Below are 21,116 nucleotides of genomic sequence, written 5' to 3' on the forward strand. Positions count from 1 at the left end.
CCGAGCGTTGCTGCGAGCTCGGCGACGAGGCGGTGGGCCTTGCCGATGGACGGTTTCCATCTGGCCACACCTGTGCTGCGCCGTCTCGGCCGGGCCGCACGACGAGGCGCTCCCGACACCTTTGACGTCGACGGATTCCTCAGCCTGCTCCGACGCATCCGGACGCCCGGACATGATGTCTACGCACCGGATTTCGACCACACCACCGCCGAGCCCATTGCCGCCTCGCTGATCATCGGCGGCACTGCCCGCGTCGTGGTCGTCGAAGGCAATTACCTCGCCGCTGATGGCGAATGGTCGCCGGTACGAACACTTCTCGATCGCCTGTGGTTTGTCGATGCCCCCGATGCTGTGCGCCACACGCGACTACTTGCCCGTCACGTCGCGGCCGGCAAGACCGACTCCGATGCGCGATCCTGGATCGCTGAGGTCGACGATGTCAACGCCGCACTCGTGCGCGCCACCCGATCTCGCTGCGACGCCGAGGTCACCGGCGAGTGACCTCAGCCGATCTCGATCAGCAGGTCTCCGGGCGCGACGCTGGTGACCGGTCCGATGACGACGCGGGTGACCTTGCCGCCGACCGGGGCGGTGATGGTGGCCTCCATCTTCATCGCCTCGATGGTGCCGATCGCCGCACCCGGCTTCACCTCGTCGCCCACCGACACCGACACCGACACCACACCGGCGAACGGTGCGCCCACCGACCCGGGATTGGACCGATCGGCCTTCTCGGCGGCCTCGACGGCGGAATCCACCGCGCGGTCGCGGACCGCGACCGGCCGCAGCTGCCCGTTGAGGACGCACATCACGGTGCGCATGCCCTTCTCGTCGGCGTCGCTGATGGCCTCGAGGCCGATCAGCAGTTCCACACCCGGTTCGAGTTCGACGCGATGTTCCTCGCCGTAGCGCAGACCGTAGAAGAACTGATTCGCCGACAACCGTGACGTGTCGCCGTAGGCCTCGGTGTGTTCGGTGAACTCGCGGGTCGGGCCGGGGAACAGCAGGCGGTTCAACGTCTCCTGCCGTCCACGTCCCGGCTCGTCGAGTGCGGCCGAATCCTCCGTCGACAACTCGACCACCTGGGGCGCCGGAGGCCGGCCCTCGAGTGCCCTGCTGCGCAACGGTTCCGGCCAGCCGCCGGGCGGATCGCCGAGTTCGCCACGCAGGAACCCGATCACCGAATCCGGGATGTCGTGGCCGGCGGGATCGTCGGCGAAGTCCTGCGGGTCGATGCCCTGGCCCACCATCGACAGGGCGAGGTCACCGACGACCTTCGACGACGGTGTCACCTTGACCAGCCGGCCGAGCATCGCGTCGGCGGAGGCGTACGCGTCCTCGACGGCCTCGAACCGGTTGCCCAGGCCGAGCGCGATGGCCTGCTGGCGCAGATTCGACAGCTGGCCACCCGGGATTTCGTGGGCGTACACGCGTCCGGTCGGTCCGGGGATGCCGGATTCGAACGGCGCGTACACCTTTCGGATCGCCTCCCAGTACGGTTCGAGATCGCACACGGCAGCCAGATCCAGGCCGGTGTCGCGTTCGGTGTGTGCGAACGTCGCCACGATCGCCGACAGCGGCGGCTGACTCGTTGTCCCGGCCAACGCCGCCGACGCACCGTCGACCGCATCCGCACCGGCCTGCACCGCCGCCAGATACGTCGCCAACTGACCACCGGGGGTGTCGTGAGTGTGCACATGGATCGGCAGGTCGAATTCCGAACGCAGTGCCGTGATCAGTTTCGTCGCGGCCGGTGCACGCAACAGACCGGCCATGTCCTTGATGGCCAGCACGTGCGCACCCGCCTCGACGATCTGCTCCGCCAGACGCAGGTAATAGTCGAGGGTGTAGAGATCCTCGGCCGGATTCGCCAGGTCACCGGTGTAGCTCATCGCCACCTCGGCCACCGCCGTACCGGTCTCCCGGACCGCCTCGATTGCCGGCCGCATCTGCTCGATGTTGTTGAGCGCGTCGAAGATCCGGAAGATGTCAACACCGACCGCGGTGGCCTCCGACACGAAGGCGGTGGTCACCTTCGTCGGATACGGGGTATAGCCGACGGTGTTCGCGCCGCGCAGCAACATCTGCAGACAGATGTTGGGCATGGCTTCACGCAGCTGTGCGAGTCGGTCCCACGGGTCCTCCTTGAGGAACCGTAGCGCCACGTCGTAGGTCGCCCCACCCCAGCACTCCACCGACAGCAACTGCGGCGTCAACGCCGCCACATACGGCGCGACCGCCATCAGCCCCGAGGTACGCACCCGGGTCGCGAGCAGCGACTGATGCGCATCACGGAAGGTGGTGTCGGTCACCGCAACTCCCGGCTGCTCACGCAGTGCGCGCGCAAAGCCCTCCGGGCCCAGTTCGGTCAGCCGCTGCTTGGATCCGGGCTGCGGATGGGCCAGCACGGCCTTATCGACGGTGGGCAGTTTGTCGCGCGGATACACCGTCGACGGCCGCTCCCCGTGCGGCTTGTTGACCGTCACATCCGCCAGATACTCCAGGATGCGGGTGCCGCGGTCGGCGGATCCGCCGGTGGTCAGCAACCACGGCCGCTCGTCGATGAAGGAGGTGGTGACCCGTCCGGCACGGAAGTCCGGATCATCCAGAACCGCCTGCAGGAACGGGATGTTGGTCGCGACGCCGCGAATCCGGAACTCCGCCAAGGCGCGTCGGGCGCGACGTGCCGCGGTCGCGAAATCCCTTCCCCGACAAGTCAGTTTGACCAGCATCGAGTCGAAATGACCACTCACCTCACCGCCGAGGTTGGCGCCGCCGTCCAGTCGGATACCGGCGCCACCGGGGGTGCGATACGCGGTGATCCGGCCCACGTCGGGGCGGAATCCGGCGGCCGGGTCCTCGGTGGTGATGCGGCACTGCATCGCCGCGCCGTGGACGGCGATGGTCTCCTGGGTCAGCCCGAGGTCGGCGAGCGACTCCCCCGAGGCCACCCGCAGCTGCGCCCCCACCAGATCCACATCGGTGATCTCCTCGGTCACCGTGTGCTCCACCTGAATCCGCGGATTCATCTCGATGAAGACGTGCCTGCCCTGTTCATCGACGAGGAACTCGACGGTGCCGGCACAGGAGTAGCCGATCTGGCGGGCGAAGGCGACCGCGTCGGCGCAGATCCGATCCCGAAGCGCGGGATCGAGATTCGGCGCCGGCGCCAACTCCACCACCTTCTGATGGCGGCGCTGCAGGCTGCAGTCACGCTCGTAGAGGTGAATCACGTTGCCGTGGGTGTCGGCGAGGATCTGCACCTCGATGTGGCGCGGATTGATCACCGCCTGCTCGAGAAACACCGTCGCATCACCGAAGGCGGCATCGGCCTCACGCGAGGCGGCCTCGATCGATTCCCGCAGTTGCGCCGGGTCGTCCACACGGCGCATCCCGCGCCCACCGCCACCGGCGACGGCCTTGACGAACACCGGGAACTGCATGTCCTGCGACGCCGCGATCAAGTTCTCGACGTCCGAGGACGGCTCCGACGACGCCAGCACCGGCAGTCCGGCGGCCTTGGCCGCGGCGATGGCCTGGGCCTTGTTGCCGGTCAGGTCGAGCACGTCGGCACTCGGACCCACGAAGGTGATCCCTGCCGCCGCGCACGCACGCGCCAGACCGGGGTTCTCCGAGAGGAACCCGTAGCCCGGGTAGACCGCGTCCGCACCGCATCGCTGGGCCGCGGCGACGACCTCCTCGACGGACAGATATGCGCGCACCGGATGTCCGGGCACGCCGATCTGATAGGACTCGTCGGCCTTCAATCGATGCAGCGAGTTGCGATCCTCATACGGAAAGATCGCGACCGTGCGAGCGCCGAGTTCATAGGCGGCGCGAAACGCACGGATCGCGATCTCGCCGCGGTTGGCCACCAACACCTTGTCGAACATGTTGCCTTTCCGTTCCTGCAGGCCCCGAAATGTCAGATGCTCCCAGGTGAGCGTAACCCGGGAGCATCTGACATCGGACCGGCTGTCTTATGACGTGGGATGACTGGTGGGAATACCACGCATTCCGCCGCGGAATCCCCGAATTGTCGGATGACTGGACATCAGGCGGTCAGGACCCGCTGCGCCGGGCCGTCATACGAACTCAACGGACGGATGAGCGCATTGGCCGCCGTCTGTTCGATGATGTGCGCCGTCCATCCGGTGATCCGGCTCATGACGAAAATCGGTGTGAACGAACCGATGTCGAATCCCATCAGGTAGTACGCGGGCCCGGTCGGGAAGTCGAGATTGGGTTTGATCCCGGTCCGTTCGGTCATCACCGCCTCGAGTTCGCCGTAGATCTCCAACCATCGGGTGTCGTTCTTGTGGTTCGATATGTCGACGAGCGCCTCCTTCATGGTCGGCACCCGCGAGTCGCCATTCTTGTACACGCGATGTCCGAAGCCCATGACTTTCTCTTTTCGAGACAGCTTGGCCTCCATCCATTCCCTCGCCCGCTCGGGACGATCGATCTCGATCATGTCGTACATGACCGCCTCGTTCGCCCCACCGTGCAACGACCCCTTCAACGCTCCGATCGCCGCGGTGATCGCGCTGTAGATGTCGGACTGCGTCGAGGTGACGACGCGTGCGGCGAACGTCGATGCATTGAAGCTGTGTTCGGCGTAGAGGACCATCGACTTCTCGAATGCCCGGACAATCACCGGGTCGGGCACCTCTCCGAAACACATATTCAGGAAGTTCTCCGAGTATCCGAGCCCGTGATGCGGGGCGATCGGCTCCAGCCCGCGTCGCCGCCGCATGTCGGCGGCGACGATCGTCGGCAGGACGGCGAACATCCGCAGCGCCTTGTCGTAGTTCGACGACGCACTCGGATTGTCCTCGTCCGGATCCTCGGTGCCGAGGAAGCTGATCGCGGTGCGCACCACGTCCATCGGGTGGCAGTTCTCTGGAATCCGCGCCAGGACCGCCTGCGTCGAACGGTCCAGACGACGACTGGCACGCTCGACCTGAGTGAACGCCGCCAGCTCACGATCGTTCGGCAGTTCCCCATGCCACAGCAGGTAGGCCACCTGCTCGAACGAGCAGTGGGCCGCCAGGTCCTGCACGGCGTAGCCACGGTAGGTCAGTGAGTTGGTCTCCGGTACCACCTTGGAGATCGCGGTGGTGTCGACGACGACGCCGGCCAGGCCCTTGTAGATCTTTGGGGCTTCGGACTGTGCCGCCGTGCTCTCGGGTGTCGCGGTGGTCATTGCTGTACACCTTTCGGGTGTGTGGTGGTGGCCGGCCCGCCCGCCGCAGAAAGCGGCTCACTCGCTCCGCTCCCGGCGCCGATGCTGAAGTTGAACAGGTCGGAATCGAAATCGTTGTAATCGGCGTACCGCAGCAGTTCGTAGAGTCGACTGCGGTGCTGCATCCCGTCGAGAAGCCCTGATTGCGTTCCGGCGGAGTCGATCTCCCGCAGTCCACGTTCGACGGCACCCATCGCGATGCGCAGCGTCGTCACCGGGTAGATGACGGCGTTGTAGCCGACGTCGCGTAGCTGGTCGGCGGTCACGAGCTCGGACTTGCCGAACTCGGTCATGTTCGCCAGCAGCGGGACATCGACGGCTGCGCGGAACTTCTCGAATTCACCGATGTCGCGCAGGGCTTCGGTGAAAATCAGGTCGGCGCCGGCGTCGGCGTAGGCCTTGGCCCGTTCGATGGCCGACTCGATGCCCTCGATGCCTGCCGCGTCGGTGCGCGCGCAGATGACGAAGTTCTCATCGCGACGCGCGGACACCGCGGCACGCAGACGCTTGAGCATCTCGGCCGTCGGCACCACATCCTTGCCGTCGAGATGTCCGCACCGTTTGGGGTTGACCTGATCCTCGAGGTGACATCCGGCCAGGCCGGCGTCCTCGAGCGCGGCGATCGTGCGCGCCGCGCTCATCGGTTCCCCGAAACCGGTGTCGGCATCGATGAGGGTCGGCAGGTCGGTGGCGTGCGCGATCACCGATCCGCGGGCGGTGACCTCGCTCAGCGTGGTCAGGCCGATGTCGGGCAGCCCGAGGTCCGCCGACAGCACCGCACCCGAGACGTAGACGCCCTCGAATCCGATGTCCGCGATCAGCTTGGCGACCAGCGGGGAGAAGGCTCCCGGCCAGCGCAGGAGCTCTCCCGAGGCGAGCCCGGCGCGCAGTGCGCGGCGCTTGTCGGCGTCGGAGACGGCCGACGAGAAGAGTCCGGAAACCCCTGATGCTGAGCCCATCAGAAGATCCCCGTCCCGATCGTCGGCGCCTTGTCCAACACCAGCGGCGCCACGGTCACATTGAGCGCGCCGAGCTCACCCGGCCCGAGATCGCCGAGCCCGGCAGCAGCCACCAGGAATCGCTGCTGCTCGTCCGCATCGACTACCCCCTCGGCCATCGCCGCGAATTTCGCCTCGTACTGAGGTCGCGCGAACGGCCGAGCGCCGAGCGGATGGGCGTCGGCGACCGCGAGTTCATCGGTGATGACCTCACCGTTGGTCAGGGTGATCACGGCCTTGGCACCGAATGCCTTCTCGGCCGGATCGGTGGAGTGGTACCGACGGGTCCACTCCGGGTCTTCGACCGTGGAGATCTTGTTCCACAGTGCGATCGTGTCGGGACGGTTCGCCCGCTCGGGTGCGTAGGAGGCCTCGTGATGCCAGACGCCGTCCTGGAGTGCGACCGCGAAGATGTAGGGCACGGAGTGATCGAGCGTCTCTCGGCTGGCCTTCGGATCGAACTTCTGCGGATCCCCGGAACCGGTGCCGATGACGACGTGGGTGTGGTGGCTGGTGTGCAGCACGATCGATTCGATGTCGTCGAGATTTGCGATGCGGTCCCGCATGCGGCGAGCGAGGTCGATCGGCGCCTGGCTCTGGTACTCGGCGGAGTGTTCCTTGGTGTAGCTGTCGAGGATGGCGCGCTTGGCCTCACCCGGTCCGGGGAGCGGGATCTGGTAGGTCTTCTCCGGACCACCCAGCATCCAGGCGATGACGCCGTCCTCGCCCTCCCAGATCGGGGCGGGCGCACCCTCGCCGCGCATGGCGCGGTCGACGGCCTCGATGGCGATCTTTCCGGCGTGGGCCGGGGCGTAGGCCTTCCAGCTCGAGATCAGACCCTTCCGCGACTGGCGGGTGGCCGTGGTCAGGTGCAGGGCCTGCCCGATGGCCTGGTAGATGGTCTCCTCGTCGAGCTTCAGCATCGTGCCGAGGCCGGCGGCGACCGACGGCCCCAGGTGGGCGACGTGGTCGATCTTGTGCTCGTGCAAGCACATTCCGCGCACCAGGTCGATCTGGATCTCGTAGGCGGTGGCGAGACCGCGGATCAGGTCGGCACCCGAGGCGCCGACCTGCTGCGCCACGGCGACGAGTGCGGGGATGTTGTCACCGGGGTGGGAGTACTCGGCAGCGAGGAAGGTGTCGTGGAAATCGAGCTCGCGCACGGCGACCCCGTTGGCCCACGCCGCCCACTCGGGCGAGTAACGGCCCTCGACACCGAAGACCGCGGCACCGGGCCTTCCTTCTGCCGGCGGGTGTGCGAGCGCCTGCGCCCGGGCGGAGGTGACCGGACGGCGGATCACCGACGCCGCGCTGACCGCGGCGTTGTCGATGACGCGGTTGATGATCATCTCCGCGGTGTCGGCGGGCACCTCGACGGGGTCGATGGCCACCTTGGCGATCTTGGTGGCAAGGTGCTCGGACTGCGGGAAGTCATCAGAGCTGCGGTGTGTCCGTACGTCGTGAATGATCATATTCGCACCGTACGCAGCATCGGCGACCAGTGGAAAGACCTGGCAAATGCGTATTTCTGCGGAAGTTTCCAGACAATCTTGCAAACTTTGTGGACGGCTCGCCGTCTATGCTGGGCGCCATGGTGAAGACGTCGTCGAGTTCGGCGGGCCGGATGTTCGTGGGCCCGAGACTGCGGCGGCTGCGCGATGAGCAGGGCCTGTCGCAGGCCGCGCTCGCACGTCGGATCGAGAAGTCGACGAGCTATGTCAACCAGCTCGAGAACGATCAGCGCCCGATCACCGTCCCGGTCCTGCTCGCGCTGACCCGGGAGTTCGATCTCGACGCCGACTACTTTGCCGGTGACAACGATGCGCGACTCATCGGCGACCTCGCCGACGTCATGACCGCCCATGCGGAGTCCGGGGAGGTGAGCCGCGCCGAGATCGCCGAACTCGCCGGACGCATGCCCGCCATGGGACGGACTCTCGTCGCCCTCCACCGGCAACTCACGTCGGCGACCGCCGAATTGGAAACCTACCGGGCGCAACTCTCCGACCCGGCCGCGGCGGCGGGTTCGACTCCCTTCGAGGAGGTGCGTGACTTCTTCTACGACCGCAAGAACCACATCGACGTCCTCGACCGGGCGGCAGAGCAACTCTTCGCCGACGAGAAACTCTCCATCGGCGGGCTCGATCTGCAACTGGCGGATCTCTTGCGTCGTCGCCACGACATCCGTGTGACCATCACCCATGAACCCGATCCCGTTGCGGCCGTGGCAGTTCCGAAACGGACGTTCGATCCGGCCAACGGTGTGATCGGCCTGGCCGGTCGTCTGAGCGCGGGACAGCGCGCGTTTCAGCTCGCCACCCAGCTGGCACTGCTGGAACAGGAGGCCACCATCGATGTGCTGGTTGCACAGGCCCAGAACCTCAGCGCTGCAACACTTCCCGTCGCACGCATCGGACTGGCCAACTACTTCGCGGGTGCTCTACTGCTCCCGTATGAGCGGTTCCGTGCCACGGCGGAGAACACGCGCTACGACATCGAGTTGCTCAGCCTGACGTTCGAGGTCGGATTCGAGACGGTGTGCCATCGGTTGTCGACCCTGCAACGTCCCGGAAGTCGAGGTGTGCCGTTCATCTTCGTGCGCACCGACAAGGCGGGAAACATCTCGAAGCGGCAGTCGGCCAACGCTTTTCACTTCTCACGCGTGGGTGGCAGCTGCCCGCTGTGGGGAGTTCACGATGCGTTCGCCACGCCCGGGCGAATCGTCACCCAGGTGTCCCAGATGCCAGACGGTCGGTCCTACTTCTGGCTCGCCCGCACCACCACCGAACAGCGCGGCCATCTCGCACCACACACCAGTTTCGCCGTGGGCCTCGGATGCGACCTCGCCCACGCCGACCGGCTCGTCTATTCGACCGGTGTCGATCTCGCCGATGAGCGCACCGTCGTACCGATCGGGGCCGGCTGCAAGGTGTGCGAGCGTCCGGCGTGCACTCAACGCGCGTTCCCCCAGCTCGGCCGGGGCATTCACATCGATCCGACTCGCAGCGACTCGATTCCGTATCGTCCCGCGTGACCCAACCCTCACCTGCCACAGGGGATGGGTGGGGCGCCTGAGAATTCCTCCCCCACCGGTCGATTCATCCCCCGACACTTCCCCACCGACGATCATGAACCCGGGGACGAACCACTCGTTCCCTACGTCGGCATTCCTCCCCCACTTTTCGCCCTGACCGATCGTTCGTTCGACGACGTGAGATAGCGTGTCCCACGGAGGTTGATGCCGGTGTCAGCGACAGATCGCACTATGTGTTCGAGCGGGCCGGGGGGTACGAGCGGTGCGGTAAACCCCACCGATGGCCATCACGACAACCACCTCCCGCAGATTCACCCGCGCGCGGCCGTCACCGTTCTCTGCACCGCAGGCATCGTCGTCGCCCTGATGCAGACGATCATCGTGCCGCTGATTCCGGCGCTGCCCACTCTCCTGCACGCCGAACCCGGTGACACGACATGGGCGCTGACCATCACACTGCTCGCGGGCGCGGTCATCACGCCGATCGGTGGTCGCCTCGGTGACATGTACGGCAAACGGCGCATGCTGCTGGCGTCGATGGCCTGCGTGGCCGCGGGTTCGGTCGTGTGCGCGCTGTCGCCGTCGCTGCTCCCGTTCCTCATCGGACGCGGGATGCAGGGCCTCGGCTTCGGAACGATCGCGCTCGGGATCAGCGTGATGCGCGACATCGTCCCGCCGCTGCGGCTCGGCTCGTCGGTGGGCACAATGAGCGCCTCCCTCGGAATCGGCGGAGCCCTCGGCCTCCCGGTCGCCGCCCTGCTCGCCCAGCATGTGGGATGGCATGCCCTGTTCTGGATGTGCGCCGTCGCCGCCGGACTCAGTGCTCTGGGCATGGTGGCGACCATCCCCGCCGACCGTGGCCATAGTGGCGGACGATTCGACATCCTGGGAGCGCTCGGCCTCGCCGTGCTGCTGACGTGTCTGCTGCTGCCGCTGTCCAAGGGCGCGTCATGGGGTTGGGGTTCGCCGCTGACGATCGGCGCCCTCGTGGCATTCGTGGTGATCGGCTCGCTGTGGTGGCGTTGGGGGCGGCGCTTGCCCAACGCACTCATCGACACGCGGATCGCTGTCGAACGCCCGGTACTGCTCACCAACATCGCGTCGGTGGCCACCGGCTTCGCCTTCTATTCGATGCAGCTGATGCCCATTCAGGTGCTGATGGCACCGACCACCGGACCCTTGGGACTCGGCTACCAGATGGTCACCGCGTCGTTGATCCTCGCGCCGAGCGGGATCCTGATGTTCGTGTTCTCCCATGTCAGCGCCTGGCTGACCGCGCACGTCGGTCCGCGGATCTCACTGTCGCTCGGCGCGACGGTCATCGGGGTGGGTTATGTCGTGTTCATCGTCGTCCTGGCCGCCGGCTGGGATATCACCTGGTGGCTGATGCTGATGATCGCCTGTCTGATCGGCGCCGGCCTCGGGATCGCCTACGCCGCGATGCCCGCCCTGATCATGCGGGCCGTGCCGATCACCCAGACCGGCGAGGCCAACGGCGTCAACGCACTGATGCGCGTCGTCGGCACCTCCACGTCGGCGGCCGTGGTCGGCATGATCCTCACCTGGTCGATCGTCACGGTGGACGGCCCCGACGGGACGGTCGCGTCGGTCCCCGACACCTCCGGGTACCTGGCGGCGTCGATCATCTCGCTGTGCGCCTGCGCGGTGGCCGCGGGTCTGGCACTGGCCATCCCGCAGGGACGCCGCCTCGACGAGGAACGCGTCTAGCTCACACACCCGCGGAGTCAGCGAGCACGCTCGCGCGTGGCGCAATCTGACCGTAACGCGATGGTCGTAGCGTGAGCCCGTGTCCCCGCAGACCCTCATCGAGAACACGCACGTGATCACCGTCGACCCCGAACGGCGCGAGTTGTCCGGCGCGTCGGTCCTCATCGACTCCACCACGATCACGGCCGTGTCCACCGGGCCGATCACCGACGTCGACGACGATGTGGTCCGCATCGACGGCCGCGGCTGCGTGCTCACACCGGGTCTGGTCAACACCCACCATCACCTCTATCAGTGGATCACGCGGGGACTGGCCGCCGATCACACGTTGTTCCAGTGGCTCACCACGCTCTATCCCATCTGGGCGGGGATCGATGAGAAGGCCGTGAACGTCGCCGCGCTCGGCGGACTCGCCCAACTCGCCCTATCCGGATGCACCACCACCACCGACCATCACTACGTCTTTCCGCGCGAGGGTGGCGATCTGCTCGGCGCGGAGATCGCCGCCGCCGAGACCCTCGGCATCCGTTTCCATCCGACCCGCGGCTCGATGGACCTGTCGGAGAAGGACGGCGGCCTGCCCCCGGACACCGTCGTGCAGACCATCGACGAGATCCTTACGGCGAGCACCGATGCCGTGAGCCGCTGGCACGACCCGGCCCCCGACTCGATGCTGCGGATCGCGCTCGCCCCGTGCTCCCCGTTCTCGGTGACCACCGATCTGCTGCGCGAATCGGCTTCCCTGGCACGCGAACTCGGCGTCCGGATGCACACCCACCTCGCCGAATCCCTCGACGAGAACACCTACTGCGACGAGCACTTCGGTTCCACCCCGCTGCAGTACATGGAATCCGTCGGCTGGGTGGGCGACGACGTGTGGTTCGCCCACGGCATCGAATTCGACGACGCGGAAATCGGTCGCCTCGCCGCCACGTCGACCGGCGTTGCGCACTGCCCCACCTCGAATGCGCGTCTGGGCAACCGGATCTGCCGCACCCGCGATCTCGTCGACGCCGGCGTACCCGTGGGCCTCGGCGTCGACGGCGCCGCCTCCAACGAGTCGGCGCGCCTGCTCGAAGAAGCCCACCAGTCGGTCCTGATGGCCCGCGCCAGGGGCGGTCCGACGGCGCTGACCACCCGCACCGCCATCGACCTGGCCACCATCGGCGGTGCCCGAGTCCTGGGGCGTGACAACGAGATCGGGTCGATCGAGGTCGGCAAGCTCGCCGACCTGGTGCTGTGGGATCTGTCCGGACTCGGCCACGCCGATATCGACGACCCGGTCGCCGCCCTGGTTCTCGGTGCGATCCCGCCGATCGTGGGCACCTGGATCCAGGGCCGACGCATCGTCGCCGACGGTGAACTCACGACCGCCGACGTGGACACCATCGCGAAGGACTGCGCCACCGAACATCGTCGACTGCTCGACAAGGCCGGATAGGTCGCACACGGCATGGATCTCAACACCATCAGCGCCTACCGCTACGCACGCACCCGAGACGATCTCATCCTCGCCCCGGGCGAACGCATCGTCGCCGGGGGCACCTGGTTCTTCTCCGAACCGCAGATCGACGCCTCCGGTGTCGTCGACATCAGCCGCATCGGCTGGCCCGAGGTCGAAGATCTTCCCGACGGCGGTCTGCGGATCGCGGCGACCTGCCCCATCGCCACACTCACCCACCTGGAGCCACGGCCCGGGTGGCATGCGCATCCGCTCTTCTCCCAGTGCGCGAACGCCTTGTTGGCGTCGTTCAAGATCTGGAACGTTGCCACCGTCGGCGGCAACATCTGCCGGTCGTTCGCCGCCGCGTCGATGGTGTCGCTGGCCGTCGCACTCGACGGTGTGGCACTGATCTGGAAACCAGACGGCACCGAGCGTGCCGTGCCGGTCGCCACCCTCGTCACCGGCAACGGCACCAACACACTCGAGTCGGGAGAAGTATTGCGTGCCATCGATATCCCCGGCCATGCGCTGCGCGGGTTCACCGGATTCCGCAAGATCGCCCTGGCCGAACTGGGTCGCTCCGCGGCCGTGGTCACCGGGCGCCTCGATGACGACGGAACCGCGGTGTTCGGTATCACCGCCGCGACGGGGTGGCCGACGGTGCTGCGCTATCCCATACTTCCCGATGCGGCCACTCTGCGCGCCGACATCGACTCCGCCGATGGCTATTACACCGATCCGCTCGGCTCTGCGGATTGGCGCCGCGGGGTGAGCGGGACGCTCGCCGAGCAGATCCGGGCCGAACTGAGCGACCGCACGCAGCCCACGACCGGCGGACGGTGAGATCCATGCACTTCGAGATCAACGGTGAATCTGCCGACGCCACACCACGACCCGGCCAATGCCTCCGGACGTTCCTGCGCGACGCCGCCCACTTCGAGGTGAAGAAGGGCTGCGACGCCGGCGACTGCGGGGCCTGCTCGGTGCTGGTCGACGGGACGCCGGTGCATTCGTGTATCTATCCCGCCCAGCGCATCGAGGGCGCGTCGGTGACGACCGTGTCCGGACTCGGCAAGCCGGGCGACCTGCATCCGATGCAGGAAGCCTTCGTCGACAACTTCGGTTTCCAGTGCGGATTCTGCACTGCCGGAATGATCGTCACCGCCTCGACGCTGAAAGCCGATGATCTCGACGATCTCCCGCGGCGGATGAAGGGAAACCTGTGCCGCTGCACGGGTTATCGGGCGATTCGTTCGGCGATTCACGAAGGCGTGACCGGCGAGCACGCCCCCAGTTCGGTGGCCGCCCGCCCGGCCGGCACCGGTGTCGGCTCCTCGGTGAATCCCCTTGCCGCCGAACGCGTCGTCACCGGCACCGAACCGTACACCTTCGACGTCGAGGTGCCGGGGATGCAGTACCTGCGGGTGCTCACCTCACCGCACGCGCATGCCCGGATCACCTCGATCGAGGTTACCGACGCGGCCGCCGTCGACGGCGTGAATCTGATCCTCACCCACGAGAACGTCTCCACCCGACGGTTTTCCACTGCCCGGCACGACCTTCGCGAGGACGATCCGGACGACACCCTGGTCCTCGATCCCGTTGTCCGGTTCGTCGGCCAACGGGTGGCGGCCGTCGTCGCCGACACCGCGACGGCCGCCGAGGAGGCATGCCGCCGGATCACCGTGACCTACGAACCCCTGCCCGCGGTGTTCGATCCGTCCGACGCCCGCCGGCCGGGTGCCCCGCTCATCCACCCGGACCGCACCCCGGCGGACCGGGTGGCGCACGCCGACCGCAACGTGATCGCCACATTCCATGACGGTTTCGGCGGTGATGTGGATGCCGCACTGCACAGTTCGCCGGTCACCGTCGGCGGAACCTGGCGGACGTCACGAGTGAGCCACGCCCAGCTCGAGACGCACGGCAGCATCGGATGGCTCGACGACGACGGCCGCCTCGTCCTGCGGACCAGTACCCAGGTCCCCTTCCTGGTGCGTGACGAACTCGCCCTGCTCCTCGATCTCCCACCGGAACGGATCCGCGTCGTCGCCGCCCGTGTCGGCGGCGGATTCGGCGGGAAACAGGAGTTGCTCACCGAGGATCTCGTCGCGATCGCGGTGCTGCGGACCGGCCGTCCGGTCGGCTACGAGATGACCCGCACCGACGAGATGACCCGCACCACCTACCGTCATCCCTTCGAGGTGTCTGTGGATCTCGGCGCCGATGACGCCGGGCGGCTGACCGCCATGAAGGTCGACGTGCTCTCCGACACCGGCGCCTACGGCAACCACGCGATCGGGGTGATGTTCCACGCCTGCGCCGAATCGGTCTCGGTGTACACCTGCCCGGTCAAACGGGTGGATGCCGAAGTCGTCTACACCAACAACCCGCCGTCGGGGGCCTTCCGTGGCTATGGCCTCGGGCAGGTCATCTTCGCGATCGAGAGTGCGATGGACGAGCTCGCGCTGCGGCTCGGTGTCGACCCGTTCGAGCTGCGCCGGATCAACGCTGTGGCACAAGGTGATCCGCTGTTGATCGCACACCCGGAACCCGAGAAGGATCTGGTCTACGGCAGCTACGGACTCGACCAGTGCCTCGATCTCGCCCAAGCGGCGTTGACGAAGGGCAACGGAGTCACCGCACCGGCCGGAGAGTCGTGGCGGATCGGCGAGGGCATGGCCCTCGCGGCGATCGCGACGATGGCCCCACGCGGACATCACTCCGATGTCACCGTCGCCGTCGACGCCGGCGGGACCTATCACGTCGGGGTCGGCACGGCGGAGTTCGGCAACGGCACCACCACCGTGCACGCCCAGATCACCGCGACGACAATGTCGACGACGGTGGATCGCGTCGACCTCCATCACGGCGACACCGATGCCGCCGGCTACGACACCGGGGCCTTCGCCTCCGCGGGGACCACCGTCGCGGGCAAGGCGGTGTACGGCGCCGCGCTGGAACTCCGAGAAGTGTTGCTGCGCACCGCGTCCGCGTTGTGCTCGGTCACACCCGACGAGGTCCGGCTGACCGCCGACGGCGCGCTCGTCGGGGAGCGGATGGTCACCTTCACCGAACTCATCGGCGCCGTCGACGCCGATCACCGCATCGAACGCCCTGGCGGGCCTCGCGCCGTGGCGACCGGCGCCGAACACGGCGAACTGCGATCCATCGCCTTCAACGTGCAGGCATTCCGCGTGGCCGTCGACACCGACACCGGATCGGTGGTCATCATGCAGTCCGTCCACGCCGCCGACGCGGGCACCGTGATGAACCCCGAACAGTGCCTCGGACAGGTGGAGGGTGGCGTCGCGCAGGCGATCGGCTCGAGCCTGTACGAGGAGATCATGCTCGACGGCAAGGGCGCGGTACTGACGCCGGTATTGCGTACCTACCGCGTGCCGCAGATGGCCGACATCCCCGATACCGAGGTGTTCTTCGCCGACACCTCCGACGACCTCGGCCCGTTCGGCGCCAAGTCGATGAGCGAATCGCCGTACAACCCGGTGGCGCCGGCGCTGGCCAATGCGATCCGACGGGCCATCGGTGTGCGACCACACGAGACACCGATGTCGCGGGATCGGATCTGGCGGCTCCTGCGGTGACGAATCCGGCTCACACACCCGCCACGGTTTTTCGGCTCACCGAACTTTTGGTTTCGCCTTATTTGATGATCAGCCGCGGCTGTGTCAGATTGAGCGGGTGAATCAGGTGGACACGCGCACCTCCGAGGCACCGGATACCGCGGCGGCCCGACGACGGATCCGGCTGCGTCGATACCGGTCGCTCCGTCAGATCGCACTCTTCGGCCCGGCCTTCGTCGCCGCCGTCGCCTACGTGGACCCCGGCAACGTCGCCGCCAACATCACCGCGGGCGCCCGCTATGGATTCCTGCTCGTCTGGGTGCTGGTGATCGCCAACGTCATCGCCATGCTCATCCAGTACCAGTCGGCCAAGCTCGGCATCGTCACCGGCAAAAGCCTCCCCGGACTGCTCGGTGAACGGCTCGGTAAACGCCGACGCCTCGCCTACTGGGCCCAGGCGGAGATCGTCGCCATCGCCACCGACCTCGCCGAGGTCCTCGGCGGCGCGATCGCCCTGCAGTTGCTCTTCGATCTGCCCCTCCTGATCGGCGGCATCATCGTCGGCGTCGTCTCCACGGTGGTGTTGTTGCTGCAGAACCCGCGCCAGCAACGGGTCTTCGAGACCGTCATCCTGTCGATGCTGGCCATCATCGTGGTCGGCTTCCTGGCTGGTCTCGTGGTGAACCCGCCGCCGGTGTCCGACGTCGTCGGCGGTCTCGTTCCCCGCCTGCAGGGTCCCGAAACCGTGCTGCTGGCCGCCTCGATGCTCGGCGCGACGGTGATGCCGCACGCCATCTACGTGCACTCGTCACTGGTGATCGACCGGCACGGCGTCGCCAAGACCCCGGCCCGACGGCGGCTGCTGGTGCGTGCCACCCGATGGGATGTGGTGACCGCCCTGATCATCGCCGGCGCGGTGAACATCTCCCTGCTGCTGCTCGCGGCCCAGAATCTGCGCGGCAAGGAGGGCACCGACACCATCGAGGGCGCCTACCACGCGGTGGCCGATTCGATGGGACCGCACATGGCGACCATCTTCGCGATCGGGCTGCTGGCCAGCGGACTGGCCGCCACCTCGGTCGGATCGTCGGCGGGTGCGGCCATCATGGCCGGCCTGTTGCACAGACGTATCCCGCTGGTGATCCGGCGGCTGGCCACCCTGGTTCCCGCCCTGGCGGTGCTCGCCCTCGGCGTCGATCCCACCTGGGCACTGGTGATGAGCCAGGTGGTCCTGAGTTTCGGCATCCCCTTCGCGATCATCCCGCTCGGACGACTCACCGCCGACCGGTCACTGATGGGTGAGTTCGCCGACGGGTGGCCACTGCGCATCGTCGCGGCCCTGTCGTCGGTGATGATCGTCGTCCTCAACATCGCCCTCATCGTGCTGGTGTTGACCGGGACCTGAGCGGAATGGGGCCACCGCCGGCGGCACGGCCCCCGCGACCGTTCACCACCGCGACCATTGGCCACCGCGACCACTGAATCTGGTGCTTGCCGCAGTGGTTGCGCGACCGGGTGTTCGGGGTTGAGACCAACAGATACCGGCCTCGACGACGCCCGGCGTCGAGGCCGGTATCGGCGGCGCGTCTAGGCCAGCAACCCCTTGGCCACGTGGGTCACCTGGATCTCGTTGCTGCCCGCGTAGATCATCAGCGACTTGGCGTCGCGCGCAAGCTGTTCCACGCGATACTCGGCCATGTAGCCGTTGCCGCCGAACAGCTGCACGGCCTCCATCGCCACATCGGTGGCGGCCTTGGACGAATACAGCTTCATCGCCGACGCCTCGGCCAGGCTCGGCGGCTTGCCCGCCTTGGTGCGCTCGATCGCACTGAAGAGCATGTTCTGCACGTTGATCCGGGCCACCTCCATCTCGGCGAGCTTGAGCTGGATGAGCTGGAATCTCCCGATCTCCTGACCCCACAGCGTGCGGGTCTTCGCGTAATCGATGCTCACGCGTAGACATTCGTTGATGATGCCCATCGCCAACGCCGCGATGCCGATGCGCTCGGCGGTGAAACCGGCCTTTGCCCCTTCTGCGCCACGCGAATCCGAGCCGGTGTCCTCGGTCTCGCCGAGCAGCCGGTCACGACCGAGGCGCACATTGTCGAAGAACAACTCACCGGTCGGCGAGCTCACCATGCCCATCTTCTTGAACGGTTTGCCCTGGGTCAGCCCCTCCATACCCTTGTCGAGGACGAAGGAGAGCACCTTGCGCTCCCGCATCGGGGTGTCCGAGCCGTCGTCGAGTTTGGCGAAGACGACGATCGTGTCGGCGTAGGGACCGTTGGTGATGAAGGTCTTCTGCCCGTTGAGCACGTACTCGTCCCCGTCGCGACGCACCGTGGTCTTCATGCCGCCGAGGGCATCCGAGCCCGAGTCGGGTTCGGTGATCGCCCACGCACCCACCTTCTCCATCGTCACCAATTCGGGCAGCCAGCGCTTCTTCTGTGCGAGGGTGCCCTTGCCGCGGATGGTCGAGGCCGTCAGCCCCATGCTGACGCCCATGGAACCGACGAGCCCGAGGCAGACACCGGCCAGTTCGATGTTGACGATCATGAACATCGAGCCGGCCATGGCACCTCCGCCGCCACCGCCGGACGGCTTCTCCCCGGCGGCCTCGGCGGCCAGCTCCTTTTCCAGCGCATCCTTGGCCGTCGCGTCGACACCGAAGGTGGACAACAACTTTCGAGTGATGTCATAGGGCGGCAGCACCCCCGTCTCGAGCTCGTCGATGTGCGGACGGATCTCCTTGTCGATGAACGCGCGCAAGGCGTCGCGCACCATCAGATCTTCCTCTGACCATTCGAACATCGACACACCTCACAAGTAGGGAGCACCAGTGGAACACGTTTCAGCTCCCAACTGTGTCAGCCGCCACTGTCACCGTCAAGGAACAGATCGGAGATTTCATCTCTTTGCTGAGGGATGCGCCGATCCGGACAATGCGGCCACCTCCGCACGGGACTATCGAGACATCCCGGACACCCGTCTTGACCTGCACTCTTCCGGGTGATGTGCTCATCTGCGACGGCGCACGGAACCCGGTGAGAATCCGGGACGGTGGCGCCACTGTGAGCCCGACGTATCGCCCACGCGATACGTCACCGGCAAGTCAGACACGTCGCCGTCACCGAGTTGCACACCATCGACGGGGCGCATCACCCCAGGAGGTTCCGATGACTTCACACGTCGCACAGCCGAGCGCCGGCGTCCAGGTCTCACCCGAGGCGCTGTCCGCCGGGCGTGTCGCCCTGATCCTCGGCATCACCGTCCTGCTGGCCTTGCTGGCCTACTACTTCATCGGCATCGACGAGGGGATGACCTCCGTGTTCGGCAAGACGATGGTCGTCCACGAGTGGGTGCACGACGCCCGCCACTTCCTCGGCTTCCCCTGCCACTGAGCCGGCTGAACGATGTTGGAACTCCGCGTCATCGGGCGCGGAGCCCTGGCCGGTCTGATCGCCGGCATTCTGGGCTTCGTCTTCGCCCGCATCTTTGCCGAACCCGTCATCAACACGGCGATCGACTACGAGTCGGGGCGAGACGAGGTCCTCGATGCCCTCAACCAGGCGGCGGGCCGGGCCACCGAGGCCGAGGGCTCGGAGATCTTCAGTCGATCCATCCAGTCGACGGTGGGCATCGCCACCGGGATCATCGGCTTCTCCGTCGCGATGGGCGCCCTGATCGCGGTCGCCTACCTGGTCCTGATGGGACGAACGGGTCTCCGCGCGCAGTACCTTTCCTGGCTGATCGCCGGCTTCGGATTCCTCGGCATCTACCTGCTCCCGTTCGTCAAGTACCCGGCCAACCCGCCGGCCATCGGACACGACTTCACCATCGCGACCCGCGGACAGTTGTACCTGGCGATGGTGACGATCTCGTTGATCCTCCTCGGACTCGCGGTGTACGTCGCGCACATGTTGCACTCCCGGATCGGCACCTACCGAGCCGTGTTGGTCGCGGGCGCCGGCTTCCTGGTCCTGTTCGGTATCGCACTGGCCGCGATGCCCTCGCTCGGCGACCTGCAGGCGAACGTCGACCACGCCGGCGAATTCGGCTTCGCGCGGGCGTCCACGGAAACGCCGCAGCCGATCACCAACATCCTCGACAAGCCACTCACCATCGACGGGAAGACCTACGCGCCCGGCCAGATCGCCTACCCCGGCTTCGACGCGGACGTGTTGTGGAAGTTCCGCTGGTACTCACTGCTCAATCAGGCGTTGATCTGGCTGGTGATCGGAATGGTGTTCGGCGCGTTGATGAACCGGATGATGCCGTCGGATGACGCGCGGCCGAGTGAGGACCGGCGCGATACGCTCGTCACACGGTGACCCACCTGGACGAACTCGGCCCCTTCTTCGGCGTTGCGCGGCACGCCGCGTCCGACCATGCCATCACTCCGTGGACGCCGATGTCGGACCTGCTCGCCGACCCCGGCATCCTCACCGATCGCGTCGCGCGCGTCCGCGGCGCGCTCGCTGCCGGCGGCCCGGTCGAGGAAAGGGTCGCCGCATCGGTGACACATCTGGGTCTCGTCGCGCGCATCATCGCCCCCGCCATCGCCGTCGAGGCCCTGGGTGATCCACCGATCTCGTTGCGCCCGGACGACATCTGGTGGCAGGACGAACTGGGTGGTCCCTACCCGCTCTCGGTGACCGCGGCGGAACCGGGCACCGACAGCGGCGACTCGGTCGTCGAGGCGCTGACCCACCTCGTCGGTGACACCTTCGGGGTCAGTGCCCGAACCCTGTGGGGCAATGTCGCCTCCGCGGCGAACAGCGCCGCGCAGCTCATCGCCGCGGCCCGGCCCGACCTGCAGGAAGCCGCTCGGGATGCCGCCGACCGACACCTCGCCGACGGCCGGGTCGAGGGCGGTGCGTTGCGCTCCGGTCCGACATTTCGCCGACGCAGTTGTTGCCTGATCTATCAGGTCAGCGGTGACCGCCGATCCGTCTGCGGCGATTGCGTGCTGACCTGACCGGCGAGTCCCCGGTACAACGACGCCGCCCGGCACCATCGCTGGTGCCGGGATGGCCGCATGTTCGGCGGCGTGCAAGGAGCCCGGCAGGCGGGTGGCGTCGAC

General features: G+C 67.0%; 15 protein-coding genes and 1 riboswitch. Of the genes, 10 read left to right on the forward strand and 5 right to left on the reverse strand.

What is annotated here, in order from left to right:
* Window positions 1-501, forward strand: a 501-nt coding sequence (locus ACWDPV_RS23870) for a nucleoside/nucleotide kinase family protein (protein WP_449744964.1), incomplete at its 5' end; no start/stop codon positions are given.
* A gap of 2 nt (window positions 502-503) precedes the next feature.
* Here ACWDPV_RS23870 and ACWDPV_RS23875 read toward each other — a convergent pair.
* The 4 genes from ACWDPV_RS23875 to prpD form a co-directional block, all read right to left on the reverse strand.
* Window positions 504-3,893: a pyruvate carboxylase gene (locus ACWDPV_RS23875; protein WP_449744965.1), complete on the reverse strand. Its 3,390-nt coding sequence runs from the start codon at window positions 3,891-3,893 to the stop codon at window positions 504-506.
* Between the two features lie 161 nt (window positions 3,894-4,054).
* Complete coding sequence (locus ACWDPV_RS23880; protein WP_449744966.1) at window positions 4,055-5,206, reverse strand: bifunctional 2-methylcitrate synthase/citrate synthase; 1,152 nt, start codon at window positions 5,204-5,206, stop codon at window positions 4,055-4,057.
* Window positions 5,203-6,204: a methylisocitrate lyase gene (gene prpB, locus ACWDPV_RS23885; protein WP_449744967.1), complete on the reverse strand. Its 1,002-nt coding sequence runs from the start codon at window positions 6,202-6,204 to the stop codon at window positions 5,203-5,205. Before prpB ends, ACWDPV_RS23880 begins: the two co-directional genes overlap by 4 nt.
* Window positions 6,204-7,715, reverse strand: a complete 1,512-nt coding sequence (prpD, locus tag ACWDPV_RS23890; protein ID WP_449744968.1) for a 2-methylcitrate dehydratase PrpD — start codon at window positions 7,713-7,715, stop codon at window positions 6,204-6,206. Before prpD ends, prpB begins: the two co-directional genes overlap by 1 nt.
* Window positions 7,716-7,834: 119 nt before the next feature.
* On the opposite strand from prpD, the gene ACWDPV_RS23895 reads away from it, so the two are divergent.
* The 6 genes from ACWDPV_RS23895 (at window position 7,835) to ACWDPV_RS23920 (ending at window position 17,438) form a co-directional block, all read left to right on the forward strand.
* On the forward strand, window positions 7,835-9,277 hold the full coding sequence (locus ACWDPV_RS23895; protein ID WP_449744969.1) for a short-chain fatty acyl-CoA regulator family protein: 1,443 nt from the start codon (window positions 7,835-7,837) through the stop codon (window positions 9,275-9,277).
* 366 nt (window positions 9,278-9,643) lie between these two features.
* The gene (locus ACWDPV_RS23900) at window positions 9,644-11,005 is read left to right on the forward strand and encodes an MFS transporter (RefSeq protein WP_449744970.1); all 1,362 of its coding nucleotides are present in this window, start codon (window positions 9,644-9,646) and stop codon (window positions 11,003-11,005) included.
* 79 nt (window positions 11,006-11,084) lie between these two features.
* On the forward strand, window positions 11,085-12,446 hold the full coding sequence (locus ACWDPV_RS23905; RefSeq protein ID WP_449744971.1) for an 8-oxoguanine deaminase: 1,362 nt from the start codon (window positions 11,085-11,087) through the stop codon (window positions 12,444-12,446).
* A 12-nt stretch (window positions 12,447-12,458) separates the two neighbouring features.
* Entirely contained in the window at window positions 12,459-13,292 is an 834-nt protein-coding gene (locus ACWDPV_RS23910) for an FAD binding domain-containing protein (RefSeq protein WP_449744972.1), read from the forward strand.
* Between the two features lie 5 nt (window positions 13,293-13,297).
* Entirely contained in the window at window positions 13,298-16,054 is a 2,757-nt protein-coding gene (locus ACWDPV_RS23915; RefSeq protein WP_449744973.1) for a molybdopterin-dependent oxidoreductase, read from the forward strand.
* A gap of 97 nt (window positions 16,055-16,151) precedes the next feature.
* A complete protein-coding gene (locus tag ACWDPV_RS23920; RefSeq protein ID WP_449744974.1) occupies window positions 16,152-17,438 on the forward strand; it encodes an Nramp family divalent metal transporter in 1,287 nt (428 codons plus the stop codon).
* 182 nt (window positions 17,439-17,620) lie between these two features.
* Here ACWDPV_RS23920 and ACWDPV_RS23925 read toward each other — a convergent pair whose 3' ends face one another.
* Complete coding sequence (locus ACWDPV_RS23925; RefSeq protein WP_449744975.1) at window positions 17,621-18,844, reverse strand: acyl-CoA dehydrogenase family protein; 1,224 nt, start codon at window positions 18,842-18,844, stop codon at window positions 17,621-17,623.
* Between the two features lie 200 nt (window positions 18,845-19,044).
* Window positions 19,045-19,176: riboswitch (cobalamin riboswitch) on the forward strand.
* Between the two features lie 33 nt (window positions 19,177-19,209).
* On the opposite strand from ACWDPV_RS23925, the gene ACWDPV_RS23930 reads away from it, so the two are divergent.
* Genes ACWDPV_RS23930 through ACWDPV_RS23940 form a run of 3 tightly spaced genes read left to right on the forward strand, consistent with a single transcriptional unit; the run spans window position 19,210 to window position 21,011 of the window.
* Window positions 19,210-19,434, forward strand: a complete 225-nt coding sequence (locus ACWDPV_RS23930; protein ID WP_348802570.1) for a CbtB-domain containing protein — start codon at window positions 19,210-19,212, stop codon at window positions 19,432-19,434.
* Window positions 19,435-19,446: 12 nt separating this feature from the next.
* Window positions 19,447-20,364, forward strand: coding sequence for a CbtA family protein (locus ACWDPV_RS23935; RefSeq protein ID WP_348802571.1), 918 nt, complete (start codon window positions 19,447-19,449; stop codon window positions 20,362-20,364).
* Complete coding sequence (locus ACWDPV_RS23940; RefSeq protein ID WP_348808530.1) at window positions 20,361-21,011, forward strand: (2Fe-2S)-binding protein; 651 nt, start codon at window positions 20,361-20,363, stop codon at window positions 21,009-21,011. The genes ACWDPV_RS23935 and ACWDPV_RS23940 overlap by 4 nt, the downstream gene beginning before the upstream one ends.
* The last annotated feature ends 105 nt before the right edge of the window (window positions 21,012-21,116 follow it).

The organism is Gordonia sp. NPDC003504 (assembly GCF_053587995.1).